Annotated in this window: 21 protein-coding genes and 1 pseudogene; 12 read left to right on the top strand and 10 right to left on the bottom strand. The window is 71.1% G+C overall.

Annotated features, from left to right (window positions below):
- Positions 1-6: 6 nt before the first annotated feature.
- Positions 7-846, top strand: coding sequence for a DUF3109 family protein (locus RLT59_RS21530; RefSeq protein ID WP_311304901.1), 840 nt, complete (start codon positions 7-9; stop codon positions 844-846).
- A 46-nt stretch (positions 847-892) separates the two neighbouring features.
- Here the strand turns inward: RLT59_RS21530 and RLT59_RS21525 are convergent, their stop codons facing one another.
- Positions 893-2,821, bottom strand: a complete 1,929-nt coding sequence (locus RLT59_RS21525; protein WP_311304900.1) for a hypothetical protein — start codon at positions 2,819-2,821, stop codon at positions 893-895.
- A gap of 217 nt (positions 2,822-3,038) precedes the next feature.
- Here RLT59_RS21525 and radA point away from each other — a divergent pair, with 217 nt between their 5' ends.
- Positions 3,039-4,451, top strand: coding sequence for a DNA repair protein RadA (gene radA, locus RLT59_RS21520; RefSeq protein WP_311304899.1), 1,413 nt, complete (start codon positions 3,039-3,041; stop codon positions 4,449-4,451).
- A gap of 124 nt (positions 4,452-4,575) precedes the next feature.
- Entirely contained in the window at positions 4,576-5,700 is a 1,125-nt protein-coding gene (gene disA, locus RLT59_RS21515) for a DNA integrity scanning diadenylate cyclase DisA (RefSeq protein WP_311304898.1), read from the top strand.
- 74 nt (positions 5,701-5,774) lie between these two features.
- On the opposite strand, the gene RLT59_RS21510 is transcribed toward disA, so the two are convergent.
- The gene (locus RLT59_RS21510; RefSeq protein ID WP_311304897.1) at positions 5,775-6,635 is read right to left on the bottom strand and encodes a hypothetical protein; all 861 of its coding nucleotides are present in this window, start codon (positions 6,633-6,635) and stop codon (positions 5,775-5,777) included.
- A gap of 284 nt (positions 6,636-6,919) precedes the next feature.
- On the opposite strand from RLT59_RS21510, the gene RLT59_RS21505 reads away from it, so the two are divergent.
- The 5 genes from RLT59_RS21505 to cseC all read left to right on the top strand — a co-directional run bounded on the left by RLT59_RS21505 (position 6,920) and on the right by cseC (position 11,531).
- A complete protein-coding gene (locus RLT59_RS21505; RefSeq protein ID WP_311304896.1) occupies positions 6,920-7,822 on the top strand; it encodes an HhH-GPD family protein in 903 nt (300 codons plus the stop codon).
- Between the two features lie 224 nt (positions 7,823-8,046).
- Positions 8,047-8,685, top strand: a complete 639-nt coding sequence (locus tag RLT59_RS21500; protein ID WP_311307808.1) for a SigE family RNA polymerase sigma factor — start codon at positions 8,047-8,049, stop codon at positions 8,683-8,685.
- Entirely contained in the window at positions 8,673-9,425 is a 753-nt protein-coding gene (locus tag RLT59_RS21495; protein ID WP_311304895.1) for a hypothetical protein, read from the top strand. The genes RLT59_RS21500 and RLT59_RS21495 overlap by 13 nt, the downstream gene beginning before the upstream one ends.
- A 10-nt stretch (positions 9,426-9,435) precedes the next feature.
- A complete protein-coding gene (cseB, locus tag RLT59_RS21490; RefSeq protein WP_311304894.1) occupies positions 9,436-10,143 on the top strand; it encodes a two-component system response regulator CseB in 708 nt (235 codons plus the stop codon).
- Positions 10,140-11,531: a two-component system sensor histidine kinase CseC gene (gene cseC, locus RLT59_RS21485; protein WP_311304893.1), complete on the top strand. Its 1,392-nt coding sequence runs from the start codon at positions 10,140-10,142 to the stop codon at positions 11,529-11,531. Before cseB ends, cseC begins: the two co-directional genes overlap by 4 nt.
- A 93-nt stretch (positions 11,532-11,624) precedes the next feature.
- Here the strand turns inward: cseC and RLT59_RS21480 are convergent.
- A pseudogene (locus RLT59_RS21480) lies at positions 11,625-13,195 on the bottom strand (MDR family MFS transporter).
- 129 nt (positions 13,196-13,324) lie between these two features.
- Here RLT59_RS21480 and RLT59_RS21475 point away from each other — a divergent pair.
- Positions 13,325-13,909, top strand: a complete 585-nt coding sequence (locus tag RLT59_RS21475; RefSeq protein WP_311304892.1) for a TetR/AcrR family transcriptional regulator — start codon at positions 13,325-13,327, stop codon at positions 13,907-13,909.
- A 19-nt stretch (positions 13,910-13,928) separates the two neighbouring features.
- Here the strand turns inward: RLT59_RS21475 and RLT59_RS21470 are convergent, their stop codons facing one another.
- Positions 13,929-14,648 (bottom strand): M23 family metallopeptidase, encoded by a 720-nt coding sequence (locus RLT59_RS21470; protein WP_311304891.1) that lies wholly within the window; start codon positions 14,646-14,648, stop codon positions 13,929-13,931.
- 469 nt (positions 14,649-15,117) lie between these two features.
- Between RLT59_RS21470 and RLT59_RS21465 the strand changes: the two genes are divergently transcribed.
- Together RLT59_RS21465 and RLT59_RS21460 are read left to right on the top strand one after the other, a co-directional pair.
- Entirely contained in the window at positions 15,118-15,567 is a 450-nt protein-coding gene (locus RLT59_RS21465; RefSeq protein WP_311304890.1) for a trypco2 family protein, read from the top strand.
- The gene (locus RLT59_RS21460) at positions 15,564-18,791 is read left to right on the top strand and encodes an NACHT domain-containing protein (protein WP_311304889.1); all 3,228 of its coding nucleotides are present in this window, start codon (positions 15,564-15,566) and stop codon (positions 18,789-18,791) included. The genes RLT59_RS21465 and RLT59_RS21460 overlap by 4 nt, the downstream gene beginning before the upstream one ends.
- Positions 18,792-18,874: 83 nt before the next feature.
- Here the strand turns inward: RLT59_RS21460 and RLT59_RS21455 are convergent, their stop codons facing one another.
- Positions 18,875-21,403: an ATP-dependent Clp protease ATP-binding subunit gene (locus RLT59_RS21455; protein ID WP_311304888.1), complete on the bottom strand. Its 2,529-nt coding sequence runs from the start codon at positions 21,401-21,403 to the stop codon at positions 18,875-18,877.
- A 441-nt stretch (positions 21,404-21,844) separates the two neighbouring features.
- Here RLT59_RS21455 and RLT59_RS21450 point away from each other — a divergent pair, with 441 nt between their 5' ends.
- The gene (locus RLT59_RS21450) at positions 21,845-22,483 is read left to right on the top strand and encodes an SCO3374 family protein (protein WP_311304887.1); all 639 of its coding nucleotides are present in this window, start codon (positions 21,845-21,847) and stop codon (positions 22,481-22,483) included.
- Here the strand turns inward: RLT59_RS21450 and RLT59_RS21445 are convergent.
- From RLT59_RS21445 to RLT59_RS21425, 5 genes are all read right to left on the bottom strand, one after another.
- A complete protein-coding gene (locus RLT59_RS21445) occupies positions 22,462-22,797 on the bottom strand; it encodes a histone-like nucleoid-structuring protein Lsr2 (RefSeq protein WP_024494064.1) in 336 nt (111 codons plus the stop codon). The genes RLT59_RS21450 and RLT59_RS21445 overlap by 22 nt on opposite strands.
- A gap of 144 nt (positions 22,798-22,941) precedes the next feature.
- Entirely contained in the window at positions 22,942-23,499 is a 558-nt protein-coding gene (locus tag RLT59_RS21440) for an amino-acid N-acetyltransferase (protein WP_311304886.1), read from the bottom strand.
- Positions 23,500-23,508: 9 nt separating this feature from the next.
- Complete coding sequence (locus RLT59_RS21435; RefSeq protein WP_311304885.1) at positions 23,509-23,946, bottom strand: BlaI/MecI/CopY family transcriptional regulator; 438 nt, start codon at positions 23,944-23,946, stop codon at positions 23,509-23,511.
- 126 nt (positions 23,947-24,072) lie between these two features.
- Positions 24,073-24,252, bottom strand: a complete 180-nt coding sequence (locus tag RLT59_RS21430; RefSeq protein ID WP_073733684.1) for a hypothetical protein — start codon at positions 24,250-24,252, stop codon at positions 24,073-24,075.
- A gap of 43 nt (positions 24,253-24,295) precedes the next feature.
- The gene (locus RLT59_RS21425; protein WP_311307807.1) at positions 24,296-24,871 is read right to left on the bottom strand and encodes a hypothetical protein; all 576 of its coding nucleotides are present in this window, start codon (positions 24,869-24,871) and stop codon (positions 24,296-24,298) included.
- Positions 24,872-24,906: the final 35 nt, after the last annotated feature.

Genomic DNA, 24,906 nt, shown 5'->3' with positions numbered 1-24,906 from the left:
GGGCGCGTGCCAAAGACGAAAAAGGCGAAGCCGGACAAAGTCACGAAGAAGCAGAAGACGAAGCAGGAGATGCGGCAGGCAGAAGCAAAGGGGCCCGACGGGCCCGACGAGACGGGGATCGACTTCGCGCGGGCCTGGGTGGAGTTCCCGGACCCCGCCGACGACGAGCAGGTCCTCCGCTGCGACCTGACCTGGCTGACGTCCAGGTGGACCTGCATCTTCGGCAGCGGCTGCCAGGGCATCCAGGCCGGTCGCGCGGACGACGGGTGCTGCACGCTGGGCGCCCACTTCTCGGACGAGGACGACGAGAAGCGGGTCGCGGAGAATGTGGCCCGGCTGACCCCGGAGCTGTGGCAGTTCCACGACGTGGGTACGGAGTCGGGCTGGGTGCAGACCGATGACGACGGGGAGCGCCAGACCCGGCGCTGGGAGGGTTCGTGCATCTTCCAGAACCGGCCCGGCTTCGCGGCCGGAGCAGGCTGCTCGCTGCACATCCTGGCACTGCGGGAGGGCAAGGAGCCCCTGGAGACCAAGCCGGACGTGTGCTGGCAGCTGCCGGTCCGGCGTACGTACGACTGGATCGACCGGCCCGACGACACCCGGGTGCTCCAGGTGACGATCGGTGAGTACGACCGCAGGGGCTGGGGTCCCGGCGGCCATGACCTGCACTGGTGGTGCACCTCCGCGACCTCCGCGCACGGGGCCGGCGAGCCGGTGTACGTGTCGTACCGCCCCGAGCTGACCGAGCTGATGGGCAAGGAGGCGTACGACCGGCTGGCCGGGCTGTGCGAGGAGCGGCTCTCCTCGCTGCTGCCGATGGCGCCCCACCCGGCCGATCCGGCGTAGTACCGGGGGCTCGCGGCTTCCGGGGGCCGTGTCGGCGGGTGGTCGGTCAGTTCGGCGGGGGCGGGGCGCTCGGGCTCTCTCCCGGGACGGTCGGATCCGACGGGTCCGTCGGTTCCGGGGACGGGCTCGGCTCGCCCGGGTCCGTCGGGGTCGTCGTGGGATCCGTCGGGTCCGGCGTCGGGTCCGTCGGATCCGGTGTCGGCTGCCTGGGATCCGGTGAGGACGGTGAAGGGTCCGACGGCACCGGGGGGCGCGGGTGGACCGAGCGGTTCGGCTGCGGGGGGTTCGAGGGGTGCGGCCCGACGCCCGACGGGCGCCTCCCGCCGTCGCCGTGGATCGCGACGACAGCGCCCGACGGGGCGAGCGCGACCCGTGCCGTCCACCGCGAGGCCGGTTCGCGCCCTTGGTCGACGAGGACCCGGATCGTGACGCTGCCGCCCGCCGCGAGCTTCCCGGAGGAGCTGCTGAGGCGCAGCCAGGACGCCCCGGTCCGGGCCGACCAGGCGACCGGGCCGGCCTTCGACGCGGTCAGCGTGATCATCGTGGTGGAGCCGTACGGGCGTGCCTCGACGGTGAGCCCGCCCGCGCGGTGGCGTCCCCCGTCATGGCCGGGCCCCGTGCCGACGCTGATGACCTCGGCCGAGATGTCCGGGCGGCCGCCGTCGTCGGTGAAGCGGGAGCCGGACTCGGGGGTGGCGTTGCCCGCGTTCTCGTAGCGCTCGTACGGATCGCCGCTGCCGTCCGTCTCGGTCGCGGTGACCGAGGACCCGTCGTGCCCCTCGCCGGTGAGCGGTGCGCCCCGGTAGGCGGACCACAGGGCGATCACCGGGGCGCAGACGACCGTGGCGACCACCGTCGTCGTCATGACCCTGGACCGCAGCCGGTCCCGGCGCGCGGCGTGGTCCTTGGGGTCCATCGGGAAGCCCGCCCGGTCGAACCGCGGAGTGGCGGACCGATTCTTCTGGTGCTTCTGGGCGTGGATCATCGCCACATACGCGGACGGGCGCGGCGCCTCGACGACCGCCGGCGCGGCGGCCGGGGTGACGGCCGCACCCGGCCACGGGCCCTCGGCGTCGGCCCGCTCCGCGGTGCGACGGCAGCGGGGGCAGTCGTCCACATGCCGTACGAGCTCGCGGCGCAGGGTGGCGGAGAGCAGCACACGCCGGTCACCGGTGAGCCGGCCCGCCGCGGGGCAGCCGCCCGACTCGACGACCGCGAGGGCGGCCCTGGTCCGCTCGACCTCGCAGGCGGCCGCGGCCAGGAGCTCCCTGGCGGCGGCGGTCTCCAGGCCCAGGACCGCGGCGACCGCGACCGGGGTGAGCCGGTGCCGTACCGCGAGCTCCAGCGCCTCCCGCTGTTCGGGGGTGGTGCCGGCGGCCTCGGGCCAGGCCAGCTGCGCCAGCTCGCGGCGGTGCGCCTCCGCGGCCGCGGGGCTCTCGGGGGCGGAGGCCAAGGCGGGGCCGTGGGCCAGGGCGGGGCCGTGGGCCGGGGCGGGGCCGTGGGCCGGGGCGGGCTGTGGCAGTGCGGGCCGGGACGGTGCGGCCGGCGCCTTGGGGGTGTGGGCGGCCGTGGGGGGCGTACGCCGTCCTGTGCGCGCCCCCTGGGCGGCCGGGGCGCGACGGTTCCCCTTCACGGGCCCGGTCTTGTCGTGCTGACGGTGCGCCTGGCGGCCCTGCTTCTGTTCGGTGAGCCTGCGCAGACACGTCCACCTGGCCAGCGCGTACAGCCAGGTTTTACGTTCCTCCTCGTCCGAGGGACACCGTCCGCCCTGCCGTTCCGCCAGCGCGAGGACACCGCCGAGCGCGTCGGTGGCGGCGTCGTGGTCGCAGAGCACGGAGAGGCAGTAGGTGAAGAGGCCGTCGAGATACGGCTCGTAACGGGCAGGCGGCTTCTTCGGTGAGGAGTGGGGCGCACGATGCTGCGTCCGGTGTACGCCGGGGGTGCTCGCGGGTGTCTCCAGCCTGCTGCTCGTCACCTTGCGACCGTAGGCAGACCGGGGTCCGGCCCTGGCGCCCCTTGGGTAGATTCAACCCTTTCGGGTGAACGTATCGCGTGAAAGCGGACAGGATCGGGCGGGATCTCCTGCTCCCGGTGTCCCGGGGCGGTGCGGGAAGGGGGCGTACGCCCGCGCGCGCACCCTTCCCCGCACCGCCCCGGACGGCACTGTCAGAGGGCACCTATACGGTGGCGCCATGGCCACCCGTACGAAATCCGCGAAGGACCGGCCGTCCTACCGCTGCACGGAATGCGGCTGGACGACCGCCAAGTGGCTCGGCCGCTGCCCCGAGTGCCAGGCGTGGGGCACGGTCGAGGAGTTCGGCGGCGCCCCCGCGGTACGGACCACGGCGGCCGGCCGCGTCTCGACCGCGGCGCTCCCGATCGGCCAGGTGGACAGCAGGCAGGCCACCGCCCGCTCGACCGGCGTCGGTGAGCTGGACCGGGTGCTGGGCGGCGGTCTGGTGCCCGGTGCCGTGGTGCTGCTGGCGGGCGAGCCGGGTGTGGGCAAGTCCACCCTGCTGCTCGACGTGGCGGCCAAGGCCGCGAGCGACGAGCACCGCACGCTCTACGTCACCGCCGAGGAGTCGGCCAGCCAGGTCCGGATGCGGGCCGACCGGATCCGGGCGATCAACGACCATCTGTACCTGGCCGCGGAGACCGATCTGTCGGCGGTCCTCGGCCACCTGGACGCGGTCAAGCCGTCCCTGCTCGTGCTGGACTCCGTGCAGACCGTGGCCTCGCCAGAGATCGAGGGCGCGCCCGGCGGGATGGCACAGGTCCGCGAGGTCGCCGGGGCGCTCATCCGGGCCTCCAAGGAGCGCGGCATGGCCACCCTCCTGGTCGGTCACGTCACCAAGGACGGGGCGATCGCCGGGCCCCGGCTGCTGGAGCACCTGGTCGACGTGGTGCTGTCCTTCGAGGGCGACCGCCATGCCCGGCTCCGGCTCGTACGTGGCGTGAAGAACCGGTACGGGGCGACCGACGAGGTCGGCTGCTTCGAGCTCCACGACGAGGGCATCACCGGCCTCGCGGATCCGTCCGGCCTCTTCCTCACCCGGCGCGACGAACCCGTGCCCGGCACCTGCCTGACCGTCACGCTCGAAGGCAAGCGCCCCCTGGTCGCGGAGGTGCAGGCGCTCACGGTGGACTCGCAGATCCCTTCACCCCGGCGCACCACCTCGGGTCTTGAGACGTCCAGGGTGTCGATGATGCTGGCCGTACTGGAGCAGCGCGGCCGGATCAGCGCGCTCGGCAAGCGGGACATCTACTGCGCGACGGTCGGCGGCGTGAAGCTCACCGAGCCCGCCGCGGACCTCGCGATCGCGCTGGCCCTGGCCAGTGCCGCGAGTGACACACCGCTGCCCAAGAATCTTGTGGCGATCGGTGAGGTGGGGCTCGCGGGCGAGGTCAGACGGGTCACGGGGGTCCAGCGCAGACTGGCGGAGGCGCACCGTCTGGGCTTCACACACGCGCTGGTCCCGACCGATCCGGGCAAGGTCCCGGCCGGTATGAAGGTCACGGAAGTCGCCAACATGGGCGACGCGCTGAGAGTCCTCCCGCGCCGGTCCCGCGCACAGGCCCCGCAGGAGGACGGCGCACGCCGGTAGACTTTGCCCTGGTCTCGCCCGTCCGTACGAACGGTACGAGGGACGTGGGGTGTTTCGTTCGGATCGTGCCCGATCCGGAGGAGGGGCCCCGAGGGCACCGCAAACCTGTGACCGGAGGAGTGCAGTGGCAGCCAGCGACCGGGCAGCATCGCCCGGAAAGTCCGGCCAAGGCACCGGTAACGAGGCGCTGATGCGCGCCTCGTTGAGTGCCGTCGCGCCCGGAATGGCCCTGCGGGACGGCCTGGAGCGCATTCTCCGTGGCAACACCGGCGGGCTGATCGTGCTCGGCATGGACAAGACCGTCGAGTCGATGTGCACCGGCGGCTTCGTGCTTGACGTGGAATTCACCGCGACCCGGCTGCGAGAGCTGGCCAAGCTCGACGGGGCGTTGATCCTCGACAAGGACATGACCAAGATCCTGCGCGCCGGCGTGCAGCTGGTCCCGGACGCCTCCATCCCCACCGAGGAGACCGGCACCCGCCACCGCACGGCGGACCGGGTCTCCCGGCAGTGCAGTTTCCCGGTGGTCTCGGTCTCGCAGTCGATGCACCTCATCGCGCTGTACGTGCACGGGCAGCGCCGGGTCCTGGAGGAGTCCGCCGCGATCCTCTCGCGCGCCAACCAGGCCCTCGCCACCCTGGAGCGCTACAAGCTCCGGCTCGACGAGGTGGCCGGCACGCTCTCCGCCCTGGAGATCGAGGACCTGGTGACCGTCCGGGACGTGACTGCCGTCGCGCAGCGCCTTGAGATGGTGCGCCGGATCGCGACCGAGATCGCCGAGTACGTGGTGGAGCTGGGCACCGACGGCCGGCTCCTCTCGCTCCAGCTCGACGAGTTGATCGCGGGCGTGGAGCCGGAGCGCGAGCTGGTCGTGCGCGACTACGTGCCGGAGCCGACCGCCAAGCGGTCGCGCACGGTGGCGGAGGCGCTCACCGAGCTGGACGCGCTGTCCCACACCGAACTGCTCGAACTGCCCGTCGTGGCGCGGGCCCTGGGCTACAGCGGCTCCCCCGAGACGCTGGACTCCGCGGTCTCGCCGCGCGGTTTCCGGCTGCTGGCGAAGGTGCCGCGGCTGCCCGGGGCGATCATCGACCGGCTGGTGGAGCACTTCGGCGGTCTGCAGAAGCTGCTCGCGGCGAGCGTGGACGATCTCCAGACGGTGGACGGGGTCGGGGAGGCGCGGGCGCGCAGTGTGCGCGAGGGCCTGTCGCGGCTGGCCGAGTCGTCGATCCTCGAACGGTACGTGTAGCGGTACCTGTAGCGGTACGGATGGGGGGGCGGGGCGTGCGCCCCCCGCCCCCCATCCGTGAGCCCTTCGGCGGGTCAGTCCTTCGCGAGGACGAACGAGGCGCGCTGCACCGGCTCGCCCGGCGCCTTGGCCTCGACCAGATACGTACCGGGTCCGGCGTTCCCCGGCGGCGGCGTCGCGCACTTCGGGGCGCTCTTGGCGCGGTTCCACTCCACGGTGTGGACGACGGTCGCGCCCGCCGGGACCTTCAGCAGCACGGCGGTCGCGTTGCGCGGGCAGTCCTTGGAGGACCAGACCTCGTTGTCGTCACCGCCCGCCTCGGTGATGGTGAGCACCGTGCTCTTCGGGCCGAGGTCGGCCTTGCAGTCGGTGGCGGAGGTGTTCTTGGCGATCAGCCGGAACTTCGGCTTCTCGCCGGGCGCGTAACTCACGTCGCTCTTGAGGGTCAACTGCAGTGCGCCCGCGGTGCAGTCGGGGACGGAGGAGCCGGCCGGGAGCCGCTGTCCGGTGGTCGTGCCGCTGCCGCCGGAGCTGCCGGAGCCGGAACCCGAACCGCTGCCGGAGCCGCCGTCGGAACCGGAACCGGCGCTGCCCGAGCCGCCGTTGCCGGAGCCGTCCGAACCGTCCGAGCCGGCGGAACCGGAGCCTGAACCTCCGCTGCCGTTGCCGTCGTCCCCGCCGGAGCCGCCCGACTCGTCGCGCCCGCCCGGCTGTTCGCTGATCGCCGGGCCGGATCCCGAGGGCCCTGGCGTGATCGCGTCAGTGGGACCGGAGCCGGGGGCCCTGGAGTCGTCGTGGTCCCCCTTGCCGCCACGGGAGGTGACGGCCCATACGACCAGCACGGCGAGCAGCGCGATCAGCGTCGCCGCGACTGCCCTCCGTCGCCAGTAAATGGTGGAGGGAAGCGGCCCGATCGGATTACGCAAAGATCCCACGGCGCAAACTCTACGAGAGATCCGCCCCAACTCCCGCCCCACCCGCCGCCCCGATACCAAGTTTTGCGGATCATCATCCCGGGAGGGCGTATCCGCAACCAGGGATGCCCGCCGTGCGGCCACTTGCCGCAACCGGGTCCGGGGGGTGCGGCCAGTTGCCGGACCGGAGGTCAGGCGGCACGGGGACAGACGGGTGGCACTATCACTCCAAGGGCTCTTATGAGGGGCGACACCCCCGTGCACCCGTCCGTCGTCTGCCTTTCCGTGCCAGGATCGGACGTGCGATGACTGCCACCACAGCGACACAGACGCCCCCCGCATCCCTTCACACCCCCGTCATCGGGTGGTTCGACCAGCACGCCCGCGATCTGCCCTGGCGCCGCCCCGAAGCGGGCGCCTGGGGTGTGATGGTGAGCGAGTTCATGCTGCAGCAGACCCCCGTCAACCGGGTCCTCCCGGTCTACGAACAGTGGCTGGCCCGCTGGCCGCGCCCCGCCGACCTCGCGGCCGACCCTCCCGGCGAGGCGGTCCGCGCCTGGGGCCGGCTCGGCTACCCCCGGCGAGCGCTGCGGCTGCACGGGGCCGCCCAGGCAATAACGGAACGGCACGGCGGCGACGTACCGAGCGAGCACGCCCAGCTGCTCGCGCTGCCCGGGATCGGTGAGTACACGGCGGCGGCCGTGGCCTCGTTCGCCTACCGGCAGCGGCACGCCGTCCTCGACACGAACGTCCGCCGGGTGTTCGCGCGGGCCGCGACCGGCATCCAGTACCCGCCGAACGCGACCACCGCCGCCGAGCGCAAGCTCGCCCGCGCGCTGCTGCCCGAGGAGGACGAGCGGGCGGCGCGGTGGGCCGCCGCGACGATGGAGCTCGGCGCCCTCGTCTGCACCGCGAAGAACGAGGACTGCACGCGCTGCCCGATCGCGGAGCAGTGCGCCTGGCGGCTGGCCGGGAAGCCCGCGCACCAGGGGCCGCCGCGCCGCGGCCAGACGTACGCCGGTACCGACCGGCAGGTGCGCGGCCGGCTCCTCGCCGTGCTGCGCGAGGCGGTGACACCGGTACCGCAGTCGGCGCTGAACGCCGTGTGGGACGAACCGGTGCAGCGGGCCCGCGCCCTGGACGGGCTGGTCGCGGACGGACTGGTGGAACCGCTGGCCGGCGCCCAGTACCGGCTGCCGCTGACCTGACGGCCGGGCGGGGGCCTTCCCCGCCCGGACCGCCGGCAGCCCCCCGGGGCTCTTTGCCCCACTCCTCCTGCGCTGTTACACAACCGATGGACAGCCGTGCGTCGGCGTATGGCTGCTCCGCACAGCCTCGTGACAACCGCTCCGTAGCGTCACCGACGTCAGCCCGACGACTGAGCGGCTGGCAGCGGTACTACAGGGGATCCACGGGGATGGAGGCGGTTGTTATGGCGCAGGGCGAGGTGCTCGGATTCGAGGAGTACGTGCGTACCCGGCAGGATGCGCTGCTGCGCAGCGCACGCCGGCTGGTCCCCGACCCCGTGGACGCGCAGGACCTGCTGCAGACGGCCCTGGCGCGTACCTACCGCCGCTGGGACGGCATCGCCGACAAGTCCCTCGCCGACGCCTATCTGCGCCGCGTCATGATCAACACCCGCACCGAGTGGTGGCGGGCCCGCAGGCTGGACGAGGTCCCCACCGAGCAGCTCCCCGACGCCAGCATCGAGGACGGCACCGAGCAGCGCGCCGACCGCGCCCTGCTGATGGACGTCCTGGGCGTGCTGGCTCCCAAGCAGCGCAGCGTCGTCGTCCTGCGACACTGGGAGCAGATGAGCACGGAGGAGACGGCCGCGGCGCTCGGCATGTCGGCCGGTACGGTGAAGAGCACGCTGCACCGTGCCCTGGCGCGGCTGCGCCAGGAGCTGGAGAGCAGGGAAGAGGCGGCCAGGGAGGCCCGGATCCGCGAGGACCGGGAGCAGCGGCCGGCCGCCCGTGCCGCCTCTGCCACCGCTCCGGTACGGACCCGGAGCGCGGCGCGGCGGATCGGGCGTCATGACGAGCGGGGGCGGGAGCGGTGCGCGGCCTGACAGGCAGCGGTGACGGCGGCGCGAGCGACGACGCGGTCACCGACGGGGAAAGCGGCAGCAGAAGCGGTGGCAGATCCGGTGGCGGACGCGGACGGCGGCTGACCGGATGGGCGGCGAGCAGTACGGCTCTGGCCGGGCTCGCCGTCGTCGGGCTGTTCGCGGTCAGCTGCTCCACCGGCGGCACCGGCACCCGCGACGAGGGCCCGGCGGGCACCCAGCCGGTCGTGCGGATCACGCCGACCGCCACGGTTCCGTCCAGGGCGAGGCCGACCCCGCGGGTGGACGCCGTCGCGCTGCTCAAGGCGGACACGAAGGTGAGCGAACGGGTCCGGACGGATCTGAAGCCCTGCACCGGTGACGAGTACCCGGTGGACACCTCGTACGGGAAACTGACCGGCGGCCCCGGCGCCGACGTGGTCGTGAACGTGATGACCTGCGGCGATTCGGTGGGCGTCGGCACCTATGTGTACCGGCCCCGCGCCGACGGCACGTACGAGAACGTCTTCACCACCGAGCAGCCGGCGGTCTACGGGACCATCGACCGCGGTGATCTGGTGGTGACGACCCAGGTCTACGGGAAGAAGGACGCGGTCGCCTATCCCTCGGGCGAGGAAGTGATCACGTACCACTGGGCGAACAGCCGGTTCAGCGAGACGGACCGGGTGCACAACGACTTCAACCGAGCTGTCGGCGCCGGGGAGGGGGCCTTCCCGGAGCCCACGGAACCGACGAAGAACTGAGAGCTTTCCGATGGCCGAGACCCATGTCCTGTTCGTCGAGGACGACGACGTCATCCGCGAGGCCACCCAGCTGGCGCTGGAGCGGGACGGCTTCGTGGTCACCGCGATGCCCGACGGGCTCCGTGGCCTCGAAGCGTTCCGGGCCGACCGGCCCGACATCGCGCTGCTCGACGTGATGGTGCCCGGACTGGACGGGGTGAGCCTGTGCCGCCGGATCCGGGACGAGTCGACGGTGCCCGTGATCATGCTGTCTGCCCGTGCCGACTCGATCGACGTGGTGCTCGGTCTGGAGGCCGGCGCCGACGACTACGTCACCAAGCCCTTCGACGGCGCGGTGCTGGTCGCCCGGATCCGCGCCGTGCTGCGCCGCTTCGGCCACGCCTCCGGCAGCGGGCAGGGCAGCGCCGCCGGTACGGAGGACGGGCCGGAGGGCGGGGTGCTGGTCTTCGGTGACCTGGAGGTCGACACCGAGGGCATGGAAGTGCGCAGGAGCGGCGAGCAGGTGGGCCTGACGCCGACCGAGATGCGGCTGCTGCTGGAGTTCTCGTCCGCGCCCGGCACGGTGCTCTCCCGCGACAAGCTGCTGGAGCGGGTCTGGGACTACGGCTGGGGCGGTGACACCCGGGTCGTGGACGTCCATGTGCAGCGGCTGCGCACGAAGATCGGCCAGGACCGGATCGAGACGGTCCGCGGCTTCGGCTACAAGCTCAGGGCATGAGGCGGCCGTCCCTGCGGACGAGTGTCCGCTGGAAGATCAGCATCGCGATCGCCGCGGTCGGCGCCCTGATCGCGGTCGCGCTGAGCCTGGTCGTGCACAACGCGGCCCGGGTCTCGATGCTGGAGAACGCCCGCGAGGTCCAGCTGGAGCGGCTGACCTACGCCCAGCTGCTCTACGAGGCGACGAAGACGAAGAAGGCCGACCCCCGGTTCGGCGCGAAGATCAACGATCCGACGATGCCGCAGAGCCTGCGCCAGGAGACCCGGAAGAACCGGCGTGCCACCCATGTGGAGGACGGCGGCGGGGTGCCGGACGTGTGGGCGGCCGTGCCGCTGGCCAACGGTGACGTGCTCTCGCTGCACACCCGGTTCGCGGACCGCTCCACCACGATCATGGGCGATCTCGACCGGGCCCTGATCATCGGTTCGGTCTCGGTGGTCTTCGGCGGCTGCGCGCTGGGGGTGCTGATCGGCGGCCAGCTGTCCCGCCGGCTGCGCAAGGCGGCGACGGCGGCCGGGAAGGTCGCGCAGGGCCGTACGGAGGTCCGGGTCCGGGATGCCGTCGGCGGTGTCGTGCGGGACGAGACCGATGAGCTGGCCGGTGCGGTGGACGCGCTGACGGACGCGCTGAACGAGCGGATCGAGGCGGAGCGCCGGGTCACCGCGGACATCGCGCACGAGCTGCGCACCCCGGTGACGGGGTTGCTGACGGCGGCCGAGCTGCTGCCGCCGGGCCGCCCCACGGAGCTGGTACGGGACCGGGCGCAGGCGATGCGCACCCTGGTCGAGGACGTGCTGGAGGTGGCCCGGCTGGACAGCGCGTCGGAGCGGGCCGAGCTGCAGGAGATCGCGCTGGGGGACTTCGTGAGCCGCCGGATCGCGCTGCTGGACCCGGATGTGCGGGTCCACGTGGTCCACGAGTCGTGGGTCAGCACCGATCCGCGCCGGCTGGAGCGGATCCTGGGCAATCTGCTGGGCAACGCCGCCAAACACGGCTCCACCCCGGTGGAGGTCACGGTCGAGGGCCGGGTGGTCCGGATCCGCGATCACGGTGCGGGGTTCCCGGCGGCGCTGCTGCGGGAGGGGCCGAGCCGGTTCCGTACCGGATCGACCGACCGGGCGGGCCACGGGCACGGTCTCGGGCTGACGATCGCGGCCGGTCAGGCGCGGGTGCTCGGCGCCCGGCTGACCTTCCGCAACGCCGCCCCGGAGGGCGCGGCCGCGGGCGTGGGCGGGGCGATCGCCGTGCTGTGGCTGCCGGAGCACGCGCCGACGGACACCGGGAGCTACCCGATGCTCCAGTTCGCCGAGCAGCGCGGCCCCCGGCCGAACGGCAGGACGGCCGCGAGCGGCGGCAAGGACCCCGGCCACGGCCCCTCGGAGAGCTGAGCGGGACGCGCAGGTCCCGGCAACGGGGAGGCCCCCGGCCCGTACGCGGCAATCGCGTGCGGACCGGGGGCCTCTTCTCGAACGGCCGTACGGCTACACCATGCTCTCGGCCGGGTCCGGGGCCGCGCCGCGCAGCGGGACCTCCTTGACGAAGAGCGCCGCCACCAGGGCGACCACGCCGACCGAGGCGCCGACCAGGAAGGCGATGTGCGTGCCGGACGACACCGCGAACTCGTACGCCTCGCGCACCGGCACCGGCAGCTTCGCCAGGCTCGCCGCGTCCAGCTGGGCGGAGTGCGCGGTGGCTCCCCCGCCGCCGCGGGCGGCCATCTCGTCCTGCACCCGGCCGGTGAACAGGGCGCCCATGATCGCGACGCCGAAGGAGCTGCCGAGCGTACGGAACAGGGTGGTGGCGGACGAGGCGACGCCCATGTCCTTCAGCTCGACGCTGTTCTGCGCGACGAGCATCGTGATCTGCATCAGGAAGCCCATGCCGGCGCCGAGCACCGCCATGTAGATGCCAGAGGTGAGACGGGTGGTGCCGGTGTCCATCGTGGAGAGCAGGAAGAGTCCGGCCACCATCAGGGTCGAGCCCATGATCGGGAAGATCTTGTACCGGCCGCTGCTGGTGGTGACGCGTCCCGCGATCAGCGAGACGACCATCATCGAGAGCAGCATCGGCAGCAGCAGGAGTCCGGAGTTGGTCGCGGACGCGCCCTGGACCGACTGCTGGAACAGCGGCAGGAACAGCACCGCGCCGAACATCACGAAGCCCGCCATGAAGCCGACCACGGACATCAGGGTGAAGTTCAGGTTGCGGAAGATGTGCGGCGGGATGATCGGCTCCGCGGCCTTCGTCTCGACGAAGACGAAACCGGCCAGCGAGGCGACGCCGATCGCGATGAGCTCCATGATGACGGCGGAGTTCCAGTCGTACTCCGAGCCGCCCCAGGTGGTCACGAGCACGATCGCGGTGATGCCGACCGTCAGCAGCGCGGCCCCGAGGTAGTCGACCTTCGCCTTCCTGCGCTCCCGCTTGGGGAGGTGCAGTACGGCGGTGACCATGGCCAGGGCGACGATGCCCAGCGGGATGTTGATGTAGAAGGCCCAGCGCCAGCCGAGGTGGTCGGTGATGGTGCCGCCGACCAGCGTCCGCCGATCATCGTGATCGCCATGACACCGGCCATCAGGCCCTGGTACTTACCGCGCTCGCGGGGCGGCACGAGGTCACCGATGATCGCCATGACCCCGACCATCAGATCGCCGGCCCCGAGCCCCTGGATCGCCCGGAAGCCGATCAGCTGGCCCATGTCCTGGGACATGCCGCTGAGGACCGAGCCGATCAGGAAGATCACGATGGACGTGAGGAACATGCCCTTGCGCCCGTACATGTCGCCGAGCTTGCCCCAGATGGGCGTGGAGGCAGCGGTGGCAAGGGTGTACGCGGTCACCACCCAGGACAGATGTTGCAGTCCTCCGAGGTCTCCGACGATCGTCGGCATCGCGGTGCCGACGATCAGGTTGTCGAGCATCGCCAGCAGCATGGCGATCAGCAGGGCGACGATCACCACCCGGACGCTGCGTTGCTGCGGCTCGCTCTTCGGCGCACGCTTCGGCTTGCCGTCGGCCGCCTTCCCGCCTGTCGCCGTCTTCAGGTCCGACATCTTCCCCAACTCCCCTGGTCCCCTGCTCACCGGGCCCTTACTTGTCGCCCGGCTAGTCGATTACACTGGGGGAAAGCACCCCCGCAACTAGCCGGGCGTCAGGTAAGTATGAGGTATGGGGAGAGCACCATGAGCAGCACGACGCAGCCGCGCCGGGGCAACACCCGCCAGCGCATCCAGGACGTCGCTCTGGAACTCTTCGCCGAGCAGGGCTACGAGAAGACCTCGCTGCGGGAGATCTCCGAGAAGCTGGACGTCACCAAGGCCGCCCTCTACTACCACTTCAAAACGAAGGAAGACATCCTCGTCGGCATCTTCGAGGACCTCAACCGGCCCGTCGAGGAACTGATCGTCTGGGGCCGGGGGCAGCCGCGCACCCTGGAGACGAAGAAGGAGATCCTCGCCCGCTACAGCGACGCGCTGACGACCGCCGCCCCGCTCTTCCGCTTCATGCAGGAGAACCAGGCGACCGTGCGCGACCTGAGCATCGGCGTGACGATCAAGGACCGGGTCCTGGGGCTCGTCGACCTGATCAAGGACCCCGAGGCGCCGATGATCGACCAGGTGCGGTGCTTCAGCGCGCTCTTCACGATGCACGCCGGCATGTTGGCCCTCAAGGACGTCGACGGCGACCCCGAGGACAAGCGCAAGGCCGTCCTGGAGGTCGCCGTCGATCTGGTGACGCAGGCGCACGACCCGGGTGCCGCCGGTTAGCGGACCGGGTCGTGGCGGGTCAGACGTCGATACCCACCTTGTGCAGGTAGTTGACCGGGTTGATCGCGGAACCGTAGTTCGCGGTGTTCCGGATCTCGAAGTGCAGGTGCGGACCGCTGGAGTTGCCGGTGTTGCCGGACAGGGCGATCTTCTGCCCCTTCTTCACGTGCTGGCCGATGTGCACGTCGATCTTCGACAGGTGCGCGTACTGCGAGTAGCGGCCGTTGCTGTGCTTGATCACGATGGCGTTGCCGTACGCGGGGCCGTCGCCGCCGCCGTTCGGGCCGGCCTTCACGATGGTTCCGGTGCGGGCGGCCTCGACCTTGGTGCCGATCGGCACGGCGAAGTCCTGGCCGGAGTGCTTGTGCGCCCAGCGGCTGCCGTCGTTGCCGAAGCTCGCGCTCAGCTCGTAGTGGTGGACCGGGGTCTCCCAGCGAAGCTTCTTGGCGGCCTTCTTGGCCGCCTTCTTCTTGGCCTCGGCCTTCTTCTTCGCCGCCTCGGCCTTCTTCTCGGCCGTGTGCTTGGCGGCCTCGCCCTGCGCGGCCGCCTGCTCGGCGACCGAGTCGGCCGTGGTGGTGCTCGCCAGGCTCGCGGTGTGGGGGGTGCCCGTCGTGCCGGCCGCGAACGCAGCGCCCGCACCGAGAACCATCGACGTACCCAGACCGGCCGCCACCACGGCGCCGCGCACACGGGAGGCGGACGGGCGGTGGGAGTGCTTGAACGTAACGCGCTTCGACATAAGCGGAAAACCTCCGGGATGACTGGACCCGGCGCTCCTGCCGGGCTGGCCATCCCTTGGTAACCCGCCACCCGACCGGTGCTCAAACCCCCCATCTACGAAGAAAAGCCGTAGCCGACACCCCGGGAAACCACTTCCGCGAGCCCCGGAACGCACCTCTCGCGAGCCGTCGAATCTCTTCGCCTCTCTTCGTCCGGAGACGTTTAAGCCCAGTTCCAAACCACTCCAAACAGACATGGACCCGTTTTCGGGGCACTTCATCCCGTAGCTCCCAAGGTCCCGCCGGGCGCAGGGCCGAAGGTCCCTCCGGCGATCATGGCGCGTGCTCCTAAGCCGGCTAGTAGGCCTCGAAAGGGCTGTGCGCCTTGTCACCGCCGGTGGGACCAAAGGCTGTCCGTTTCGGGACCTTCGGCAGGCAACCTGACTACGCTGGCACGGCGAGAACCGATCGGCTCCGGGGGGACGGCACATGACCGGCAACACCGCAGGTACGGGCGGAAACAGCGGCGGTGGCGCCCCGGGCAGGGGGCGCCACGACGGCATCGAGCTGGCCGACGCCGTCGAGTCGGTCCGCAACCAGCTCATCGAGGCCGCCACCCGGGGCACCGGCCGCCCGCTCGCCTTCGAGGTAGGCGACATCCAGATGGAGTTCACCCTCGAACTCCGCAAGGAGGTCAAGGGATCCGCCCGGGTGAAGGCCTGGGTGGTGGAGGCCGGCGCCGACGCGGGCCGCGCCACCGGCCACACCCACAAGGTCGCCTTCACCCTGAAACCGCGTGACGCCACGACCGGCGAGGCCTGGCAGATCGGCAACGAGAGCGAGGGCAGCACCGAACGCTTCGGCGCCGACGGCGGTACCGGCGCGTCGGGCGCCGACGGCAGTACCGACCCGTTCGGCCAGGGGCGGCCCCGGCTGTGACGGCCATACCGCCCGCGGACCGCACCGTCGTGGTCCTGGGCGCCGGCTCCGCTCAGGGCAGCGGTGTCCTGCTCACCGACCGGCTGGTGCTGACCTGCGCCCACGTCGTCAGGGGCGGCGGCCGCTGCGCCATCGCCCACCCGGACGTCACCGGCCCCACGGACTCGGCCGTCGTCTGGATCGACCACGGCCTCGACGCCGCCCTCGTCGAGACGGCCGCCCCGCTGTTCCCGGCGGAACCGGTGCGGCTCGGCGTGCTGCACAGCAGCCAGGCGCTCACCGGCTGCGAGATCACCGGCTTCCCCGATGTGCAGCGCCACGGCCCCGACGAGCATCTGGAGGCCGACCAGTACACCGCCACCGTGCTGCCGTCAGCGGGCCGCCCGCGCCATGTGCTCGTCTGCGAGCTGGACGGACCGCCCGCCGGGTCGGACCGTGAGCCGCCCGCGCTGCGCGGGCTCTCCGGCGGACCGGTCTTCGCCGGCAGCGTCCTGCTCGGCATCGCCCGGCAGATCCCGCCGAAACGCGGGGGCCGCCGGGTCGAATGCGTACCGCTCGGTCCGCTCCTCGCCTCCGATCCGTTCCGGCTGGTGTACGGGCAGACCGGCACCGAGCTCCACCACGAACAGGTCCACGGACACTTCCCCAAGGACCTGCGCTACGAGGAGGAGTACGCGGCCGCGCTCGGCGCCGCCTACCGGCGCACCAAGATCTTCGGGCTGGACGAGCTCGGCCGGCACGACTCCGAATGGGACCTGGACACCGCCTACCTCAGCCTGGAGGCCCAGCCGGGCGGCCGCCCCACGGCCCCCGAGGAGCCCGGCCCCGCATCCCGGCGCGTCGACGCCCTGCTCGCCGAGCGCCCCCGGGTGCTGCTGCGGGGCGACGCGGGGGCCGGGAAGACCACCCTGCTCTGGTGGCTGGCGGCGCACGCTTCCGCCGGGACCCTCGGCCCGAAGCTGACGGCGCTCAACGGGCTGGTGCCCTTCGTCGTCCCGCTGCGCACCCTGCGGGCGCGGGGCGGCTCCTTCCCGTCCGTCGGGCAGCTGGCCGCCGCCGCCGCGACGGCCGTCGACGACCCGCCGGAGGGCTGGACCGGCCGGGTTCTGGAGGCGGGTCGCGGGCTGCTGCTGGTGGACGGCCTGGACGAGGTCCCGCCGGACGAGCGCGAGGCCGCGTACGACTGGCTGTCCCGGCTGCTGCGCCGCTACCCGGCGACCCGCTGCGTGGCGACCGTGCGCCCGCACGCGGTGGCCCCGGACTGGCTGGCCTCGGAGGACTTCGAGGAGCTGCGGCTGCTGCCGATGCGGAACGGGGACATCGCGGCGTTCGTCGCGGCCTGGCACCGGGCGGCCCGGCTGGACGACCCGGACCACGCGGCGCTGGGCGAGCTGGAGCGCGATCTGACCCGGCAGTTCGCCACCAACTCCACCCTGAGCAACCTGGCCCGCACCCCGCTCCTATGCGCCGTGATCTGCGCCCTGCACCGACGGCGCCAGGGCCTCCTGCCGGAGACCCGCTGGAGCCTGTACGACTCGGCGCTCGCGATGCTGCTCGGCAACCGCGACAGACGGCGCCGGATCGACGCCCCCGAGGGCATCACGATGAACGTGGACGAGCAGGCCCAGCTCCTCCAGCGCATCGCGATCTGGCTGGTGCGGGGCGGCCAGACTGAGCTGGACCACGAGCAGGCGCTGCACCAGCTGGAGCAGGGGCTGCGGGGCATGGAGCAGATCCGGCGGCAGGGCGCGGCGCCGGAGGTCCTGACCCATCTGCTGAACCGCAGCGGCGTCCTCCAGGAGCGGGCCGACGGCGTCTACCAGTTCGTCCACCGGACCTTCCAGGACTTCCTCGCGGCGAAGGAGTTCGTCGAGGGCGGCCACCTCCACGAACTGATCGGCCGGGCGGACTCCCAGCAGTGGCAGGACGTCATCCTGCTCGCGGCGGGCCACTGCGGCCGCCGCGAGCATCCCGTACTGATCAACGGCCTGCTGGACGCCGAGGCACGGTCGGCGGGCGGTGTCGCCCGGACCGAGCTCCACGTCCTGGCCGCGCTCTGCGCGCAGCACGCGACCTGGCTCGACGACACGACGCGTGCCCGGGTCTCCGAGGCCGTGGCGTCGCTGTTCCCGTTCCGCTCGGGCAGGGAGGCACGGCTGTTCGCCCGGCTCGGTCCGGCCGGACTGCGTCATCTTCCCGAACCGTCGGATCCCGGGCTCACCGATGTGCAGGCGCCGTACATGGCCCTGCTGATCAACGAGGTGGGCGGCGCGGAAGCCGTTCCCTACGCCCGTCAGTGGGTGCTCGGTCACCCTGAGCTCATGCCACTGTTCCGGGAACGCTGGGACCGGTATCCGGCGGGCCTCTTCGCCGAGCGGGTCCTCTCCGCGGGCAGGCTGGGCCACCGGACGCTGAGTGTGGGCTCGGCGGACCAGCTGACCGCCCTGCGCCACTTCCCCTCCGTCACGGAGCTGGAGATCCGCGGGAACCTCTCCTCGGCCGAGCTCCGGGCCGGACTGCGCGACCGGCCGTTGCGCGCGCTCAGCATCAGCGACAACGCCCGGCTCAGCGATCTGTCCTTCCTGGAGCTGTGCGCCGGGACGCTCACCTCCGTGACGCTGCTGGACTCCTGGGGTGTGCGGGACCTCGGTCCGCTCGTCCGGCTCCGGGAACTGAGGACGCTCCGGCTGGACATGAGTCACCTGCCGCCCGCCGCGCTGAGCGCCACCGCCTCCATCGGGCTGCGCTCTCTGCACCTGGAGGACATGTCGGCCCGGAACATGAGCGAGGTGCCCGCGCATCCACGGGTGACGACGCTGGTCCTCGACGGCACCACCCCGATGTCGGTCGACACGCTGCACGGCTGGGACCAGCTGAATCGCCTTGCCCTGACATCCGGCACGGCGGTTCCTCCCCTGTGCCTCGCGCTCCGGGAGTCCCCGCAGGTGACGAACCTGACGGTGCGGGCGTTCGCGTCGGAGTTCCTGGGCTCCGCCGTGGTCCCCTCGGTCACCGCCCTCACGCTCGAACTCTCCGGACAGCTGAATGACCTGGGCTCTCTCCCCCGGGTCTTTCCCGCGCTGGCCAGGCTCCGGCTCCGCCCCCCGCCACGCGGCGGCACCGCCATCGATCTGACCCCGCTGGAAGCCCTGCCGGGCCTCACGGTCGATGCCACGGGCTTCGTCGAGGTGTCCGGCGGCAAGGGGCTGGAGGTGCACTGCTGAGCCCACGGCGAAGGGGCGGCCCCCGCCCGGTCGAAACCGGTCGGGGGCCGCCCCTTCTGACGCTCGGGCGCGCTAGGCGCCTGTCACGCTTCCTTCGTCATGTTCGGGCCGGCGCCGCCTGCCGCCTGCTCGATCGGGGGGACGTCGGGCAGAGCCGACTTCTCCTCGCCGCGGAAGGTGAACGTCTTCTCGTCACCCTCGCCCTCGGTGCCGACGACCACGATGTGACCGGGGCGCAGCTCACCGAAGAGGATCTTCTCGGAGAGGATGTCCTCGATCGAGCGCTGGATCGTCCGGCGCAGCGGCCGGGCGCCCATCACGGGGTCGTAGCCCTTCTTCGCCAGCAGCGACTTCGCGTCCGCGCTGAGCTCGATGCCCATGTCGCGGTCCTTCAGCCGCTCGTCCACCTTGGCGAGCATGAGGTCGACGATCTGGATGATGTCTTCCTCGGTGAGCTGGTGGAAGACGACCGTGTCATCGACACGGTTGAGGAACTCGGGCCGGAAGTGCTGCTTGAGCTCTTCGTTGACCTTGTTCTTCATCCGGTCGTAGTTCGTCTTCACGTCACCCTGGGCGGCGAAGCCCAGGTTGAAGCCCTTGGAGATGTCCCGGGTCCCGAGGTTGGTCGTCATGATGATGACCGTGTTCTTGAAGTCCACGACCCGGCCCTGGGAGTCGGTCAGGCGACCGTCCTCCAGGATCTGGAGCAGGGAATTGAAGATATCGGGGTGGGCCTTCTCGACCTCGTCGAAGAGGACGACGGAGAACGGCTTGCGGCGCACCTTCTCGGTGAGCTGACCGCCCTCCTCGTATCCCACGTAGCCGGGGGGAGAACCGAAGAGCCGGGAAACCGTGTGCTTCTCGCTGAACTCCGACATGTCGAGGGCGATCAGCGCGTCCTCGTCACCGAAGAGGAATTCCGCGAGCGTCTTGGAGAGCTCGGTCTTACCGACACCGGACGGGCCGGCGAAGATGAACGAGCCACCGGGACGCTTCGGGTCCTTGAGGCCTGCCCGCGTACGGCGGATCGCCTGCGAGAGGGCCTTGATGGCGTCCTTCTGGCCGATGACGCGCTTGTGGAGCTCGTCCTCCATGCGCAGCAGACGGGAGGACTCCTCCTCCGTCAGCTTGAAGACCGGGATGCCGGTGGCGGTGGCGAGGACCTCGGCGATGAGCTCGCCGTCGACCTCGGCCACGACGTCCATGTCGCCGGCCTTCCACTCCTTCTCGCGCTTGGTCTTCGCGGAGAGCAGCTGCTTTTCCTTGTCGCGGAGAGAGGCTGCCTTCTCGAAGTCCTGGGAGTCGATGGCCGACTCCTTGTCCCGGCGGACGCCCGCGATCTTCTCGTCGAACTCGCGGAGGTCCGGCGGCGCGGTCATCCGGCGGATGCGCATCCGGGAACCGGCCTCGTCGATCAGGTCGATCGCCTTGTCCGGCAGGAAGCGGTCCGAGATGTACCGGTCGGCCAGCGTCGCGGCCTGGACCAGCGCCTCGTCCGTGATGGACACGCGGTGGTGGGCCTCGTAGCGGTCGCGCAGACCCTTGAGGATCTCGATGGTGTGCGGCAGCGAGGGCTCCGCGACCTGGATGGGCTGGAAGCGGCGCTCAAGAGCGGCGTCCTTCTCCAGGTGCTTACGGTACTCGTCGAGCGTGGTCGCACCGATGGTCTGCAGCTCGCCTCGCGCCAGCATGGGCTTGAGGATGCTCGCCGCGTCGATCGCGCCCTCGGCGGCGCCCGCACCCACCAGAGTGTGGAGCTCGTCGATGAACAGGATGATGTCGCCGCGGGTGCGGATCTCCTTGAGCACCTTCTTCAGGCGCTCCTCGAAGTCACCGCGGTAGCGGGAACCGGCGACCAGCGCACCGAGGTCGAGGGTGTAGAGGTGCTTGTCCTTGAGGGTCTCGGGCACCTCGCCCTTGACGATGGCCTGCGCCAGGCCCTCGACGACCGCCGTCTTGCCGACGCCGGGCTCGCCGATGAGGACCGGGTTGTTCTTCGTACGGCGGGACAGCACCTGCATGACCCGCTCGATCTCCTTCTCGCGCCCGATGACCGGGTCGAGCTTGGATTCACGAGCGGCCTGGGTGAGGTTCCGGCCGAACTGGTCCAGCACCAGGGAGGTGGAGGGCGTGCCCTCCGCGGGGCCGCCCGCTGTGGCAGCCTCCTTGCCGCCCGAGTAGCCGGAGAGCAGCTGGATGACCTGCTGGCGGACCCGGTTCAGGTCCGCGCCCAGCTTCACGAGGACCTGGGCTGCGACGCCCTCGCCCTCGCGGATCAGACCGAGCAGGATGTGCTCGGTGCCGATGTAGTTGTGGCCGAGCTGAAGGGCCTCGCGGAGCGACAGCTCCAGGACCTTCTTGGCTCGGGGGGTGAAGGGGATGTGGCCGGACGGGGCCTGCTGGCCCTGACCGATGATCTCCTCCACCTGCTGGCGGACCGCCTCGAGCGAAATCCCGAGGCTCTCCAGGGCCTTAGCGGCGACACCCTCACCCTCGTGGATCAGGCCCAGGAGGATGTGCTCGGTGCCGATGTAGTTGTGGTTGAGCATCCGGGCTTCTTCCTGAGCCAGGACGACAACCCGCCGCGCGCGGTCGGTGAACCTCTCGAACATCGTTAATCGCTCCTCAGAGCGGTCAGGCAGTAAGGGGTCGGTCCCCTCCCTGTCCTTCCGCAGCTTAGTCCCGCAAGCGGGGACCGCTCATTTCAACTGCCGACACCCGGCCCTGCTTCCCGGGGGTTCTCCCGCCCCGAACGCCGACACCTGCTCCAACCCGATGGTGCGAGACGATGTTCCCGCAGGCCAGGCAGATACCCCTATCGCCAGTACGCCGATGGCGAACGTGAGACGTCCGGTGGCCGCGTGTCGCCCCTCCCCACTAGGGATGTCTTACCCGCAATTACAGACAGTCCATGCGGCGTACGCGGGTTCCCTCCGCTACGGGCGAACATCTTCGTACTCCTGAATGCGCTCGTACGCCCCCAACCCGGACACACTACGCGTTCGATCAAGGACTCTGCGTAACCCGGGACCGGGATCGGGAGTTCTTCCGGCATGGCCCTCACCATCCCTCCGCCCCGAACTCCGCTGCCCGCCGGCACTCCGCCGCCCGTCGGCCGGAACGGCCGTGCCGGAGCTGCACCGTGGGGCGGCTGGTCCCAGTGGTACGAGCAGCGGCTCGGCTGGGCCACCGCCGGGGTCGCTCCGGTGCGGCTGCTGACCGGGCCGCGGTTCGACGCGCTCGTCGTCCCCGCTGCCGCCGGTCACGCGGCGCTGCGTCGGGTGGGCCGTGCGGGACCCGTGGCGCTCATGGGTGAGCGGATGAGCCTGCTGGTGGCAGCCGGAAGCGCGGATGAGCTGCCCGGACTGCTGGACTGGCTGGAGTGGGGGCCGGTAGCCCTCACGCTGACCGCCCTCGGTACCGGCGGCCGGATCACCGCACCCCCGCCGCCTGGCCGGACGGGCCCGCCGGGGGCCGCCGTCTGGCTGCGGCCCCCCTGGTCACCGCACGGGCAGAACGGGGAACCGGTGCTCCCGGCCCTCTCCGGCTTCGGGAGCAGGGGTGGGGATGCTCCCGATCTCGTCCGGCTCGTGGACGCCGTGGCGACGGAATGCCACCGGGCCCGCCTGACGCGTGCCCGGCAGAGGCCGGTCTGTGATGAGCCGGCTGCTCAGCCGTTGGCCTTCTCGTAAGCCTCACGGATGTCCGCCGGAACACGGCCCCGGTCATTCACATTGTGGCCGTTCTCGCGCGCCCACTTACGGATCTCGGCGGTGTCCTTGTTGCCACCGGGAACCGCGCGGCCCTTGCCACGCCCGGAAGCGGCACGGCCACCGGTACGACGGCCGCCCTTGGCGTAAGGCTCAAGCAGCGTGCGCAGCTTGTCGGCGTTGCTCGTGGTGAGGTCGATCTCGTAGGTCTTGCCATCCAGCGCGAACGTGACGGTCTCGTCCGCCTCGCCGCCGTCGAGGTCGTCAACAAGAAGGACCTGAACCTTCTGTGCCACCGGATTTCCTTTCATCGAAAATGGAGTACGCGGAAAGGAAACCGCTTTTCCCCGGAAAACACAAACCCTCGGGAGAGGTTCAGCAGCGCAAGAAGACGGGAAACGTGCGCGATTCGGACATAGAGCTCGGGGTTCTTCCGACGGTCACAGGTGCAGAAGCATCCGACTGTTACCCAAGGTGTTCGGCTTCACTCGTTCGAGACCCAGGAACTCCGCCACCCCCTCGTCATAGGAACGCAGCAGCTCGCTGTAGACATCTCCGTCGACCGGCGTCTCTCCGATCTCCACGAAGCCGTGCTTCGCGAAGAAGTCGACTTCGAAGGTGAGACAGAAAACCCGTCGCACACCCAGCCAGCGGGCCGTCTGCAACAACTTGTCCAGCACTTGGTGCCCGACTCCGGCTCCCTTGATGCTGTGGTCGACCGCGAGAGTACGGACTTCGGCTAGGTCTTCCCACATCACATGCAGTGCGCCGCAGCCGATGACCCGGGCGTCCTCGTCGCGTTCCGCGATCCAGAACTCCTGGATGTCCTCGTAAAGGGTGACCGTCGCTTTGTCGAGCAGGATGCCTTCACGCACGTAGCCGTCGAGGAGACGCCGGACGGAGTCCACATCGCTCGTCCTCGCGCGCCGGACGGTGATGGGTACGTTTATAACCGACGGTTCGGTCCGGAAATCGGTTTGCGGAAGCTCTGAGGACATACCCAGACGCTATCGTTCGGGCTCCGGCTCCGCTCCATCGGCCGCTTCGTCGGCTTCGGCGGCAGGCGCCGCGGTGTCCTCGGGAAGAGTGGGCACAACCATCCGCATGGCGTCCCGGAGAGCCTCACGCTGCTCGGCCGACATCATGCCGAAGAACGCGACGAGCGCGGCGGCCGGGTTGTCACTCGTCGACCAGGCTTCGTTCATCAGTGCGGCCGAGTACGCGGCGCGGGTGGAGACCGCCGTATATCGATAGGCGCGGCCGTCCACTTCCCGGCGCACCCAGCCCTTCTGATGGAGATTGTCCATTACTGTCATGACGGTGGTGTAGGCGATGGACCGTTCCTGCGAGAGGTCCTCGAGGACTTCCCGCACGGTAACCGGACGGTTCCATTGCCAGACCCGGGTCATCACGGCGTCTTCCAGCTCTCCCAATTGACGGGGCACAGCGTCACCCTAGTGCCAAATGTCTGGAATCGGCGGTTATTCACACAGCAAAAAGGACGTACGGCTCTCTGGGAGCCGTACGCCCTTCGTACGGTGCTGTGCGCGATGCGCGGGACCTCGCGGGATTCAGACCGTTTCGGTCCGGGGGGCCTGGTGGGCCGCCTCCGCGCGGCTGATCGCCGCGTCCACGGCCGCGTCCTCCTTGCCCTTGTTGGGGCCGCCCTGGCTCTTGACGATCGTCACGACCAGGCCAATGAAGAAGGCTGCCATCACCACGGGGGGCACGAGCGCGGATACGTAGTCCATGACGTCCAGAGTAGCGAGCGGGGCTACGGCTTCCGCGCTCCCCCTACCCCGCGGCGCGCTGCTGCGGCGGGGGCGCCGGGCGGCGGCGCGGCGGGAAGACCTCCGAGGGCTTCGGGGCCGGGCGGTCCGACGGCGCCGCCGGGCGGGCCGGGGCCGCCGGGACCTTCGGCTTGTCCGGCTCCGCGGCGCGGCCGCCGGGCAGCGCGAGCAGCCGGCTCCGGGGCGCGGGGGCGGTCGCGGACACGGCGCGTCCGGACAGCCTGGCCCGCACAGAGCGTTCCGCGAGCACCTGGCAGCGCTCCAGGAGCGCCGCGGCGACCGGTCCACCGCGCAGGGCGCGCAGCGCGGCCAGATCCTCGGGGCGGGGGTCGTACCCGGCTGCCAGGGCGTCCTGGAGGAGCTCCAGATAGCCGCTGAGGGAGCCGGGGAGGGCGTTCCGGTAGCGGGTCAGGTCGGCGAGGAGGAAGGCGCGCAGCCGTCCCGCCTCGCTCACCGTCTCGTCCACGGAGCCCGCTAGCCGCAGGCAGTCCTGGACATCCTCTTCGGGCAGGGGCGCGGGGTGGAGGGCGATGGCGAGGGCACGTCGGAGCACTCGCAGCTCGTCCGCGCTGAACGCCATACCGCCGCGTGATCCGTAGGGCGTGGGCATGACGC

This window comes from Streptomyces sp. ITFR-6 (genome assembly GCF_031844725.1).
Taxonomy (GTDB): domain Bacteria; phylum Actinomycetota; class Actinomycetes; order Streptomycetales; family Streptomycetaceae; genus Streptomyces.
This window is presented reverse-complemented; position numbering and strand designations above follow the sequence as displayed.

Coding starts and splice junctions, on each gene's coding strand:
- RLT59_RS21430 (WP_073733684.1), bottom strand. CDS start 24,252: ATGGACTACGTATCCGCGCTCGTGCCCCCCGTGGTGATGGCAGCCTTC.
- cseB (WP_311304894.1), top strand. CDS start 9,436: ATGGCCGAGACCCATGTCCTGTTCGTCGAGGACGACGACGTCATCCGC.
- RLT59_RS21500 (WP_311307808.1), top strand. CDS start 8,047: ATGGCGCAGGGCGAGGTGCTCGGATTCGAGGAGTACGTGCGTACCCGG.
- RLT59_RS21450 (WP_311304887.1), top strand. CDS start 21,845: ATGGCCCTCACCATCCCTCCGCCCCGAACTCCGCTGCCCGCCGGCACT.
- RLT59_RS21455 (WP_311304888.1), bottom strand. CDS start 21,403: ATGTTCGAGAGGTTCACCGACCGCGCGCGGCGGGTTGTCGTCCTGGCT.
- RLT59_RS21425 (WP_311307807.1), bottom strand. CDS start 24,871: ATGGCGTTCAGCGCGGACGAGCTGCGAGTGCTCCGACGTGCCCTCGCC.
- RLT59_RS21465 (WP_311304890.1), top strand. CDS start 15,118: ATGACCGGCAACACCGCAGGTACGGGCGGAAACAGCGGCGGTGGCGCC.
- cseC (WP_311304893.1), top strand. CDS start 10,140: ATGAGGCGGCCGTCCCTGCGGACGAGTGTCCGCTGGAAGATCAGCATC.
- RLT59_RS21505 (WP_311304896.1), top strand. CDS start 6,920: ATGACTGCCACCACAGCGACACAGACGCCCCCCGCATCCCTTCACACC.
- RLT59_RS21440 (WP_311304886.1), bottom strand. CDS start 23,499: ATGTCCTCAGAGCTTCCGCAAACCGATTTCCGGACCGAACCGTCGGTT.
- RLT59_RS21475 (WP_311304892.1), top strand. CDS start 13,325: ATGAGCAGCACGACGCAGCCGCGCCGGGGCAACACCCGCCAGCGCATC.
- RLT59_RS21470 (WP_311304891.1), bottom strand. CDS start 14,648: ATGTCGAAGCGCGTTACGTTCAAGCACTCCCACCGCCCGTCCGCCTCC.
- radA (WP_311304899.1), top strand. CDS start 3,039: ATGGCCACCCGTACGAAATCCGCGAAGGACCGGCCGTCCTACCGCTGC.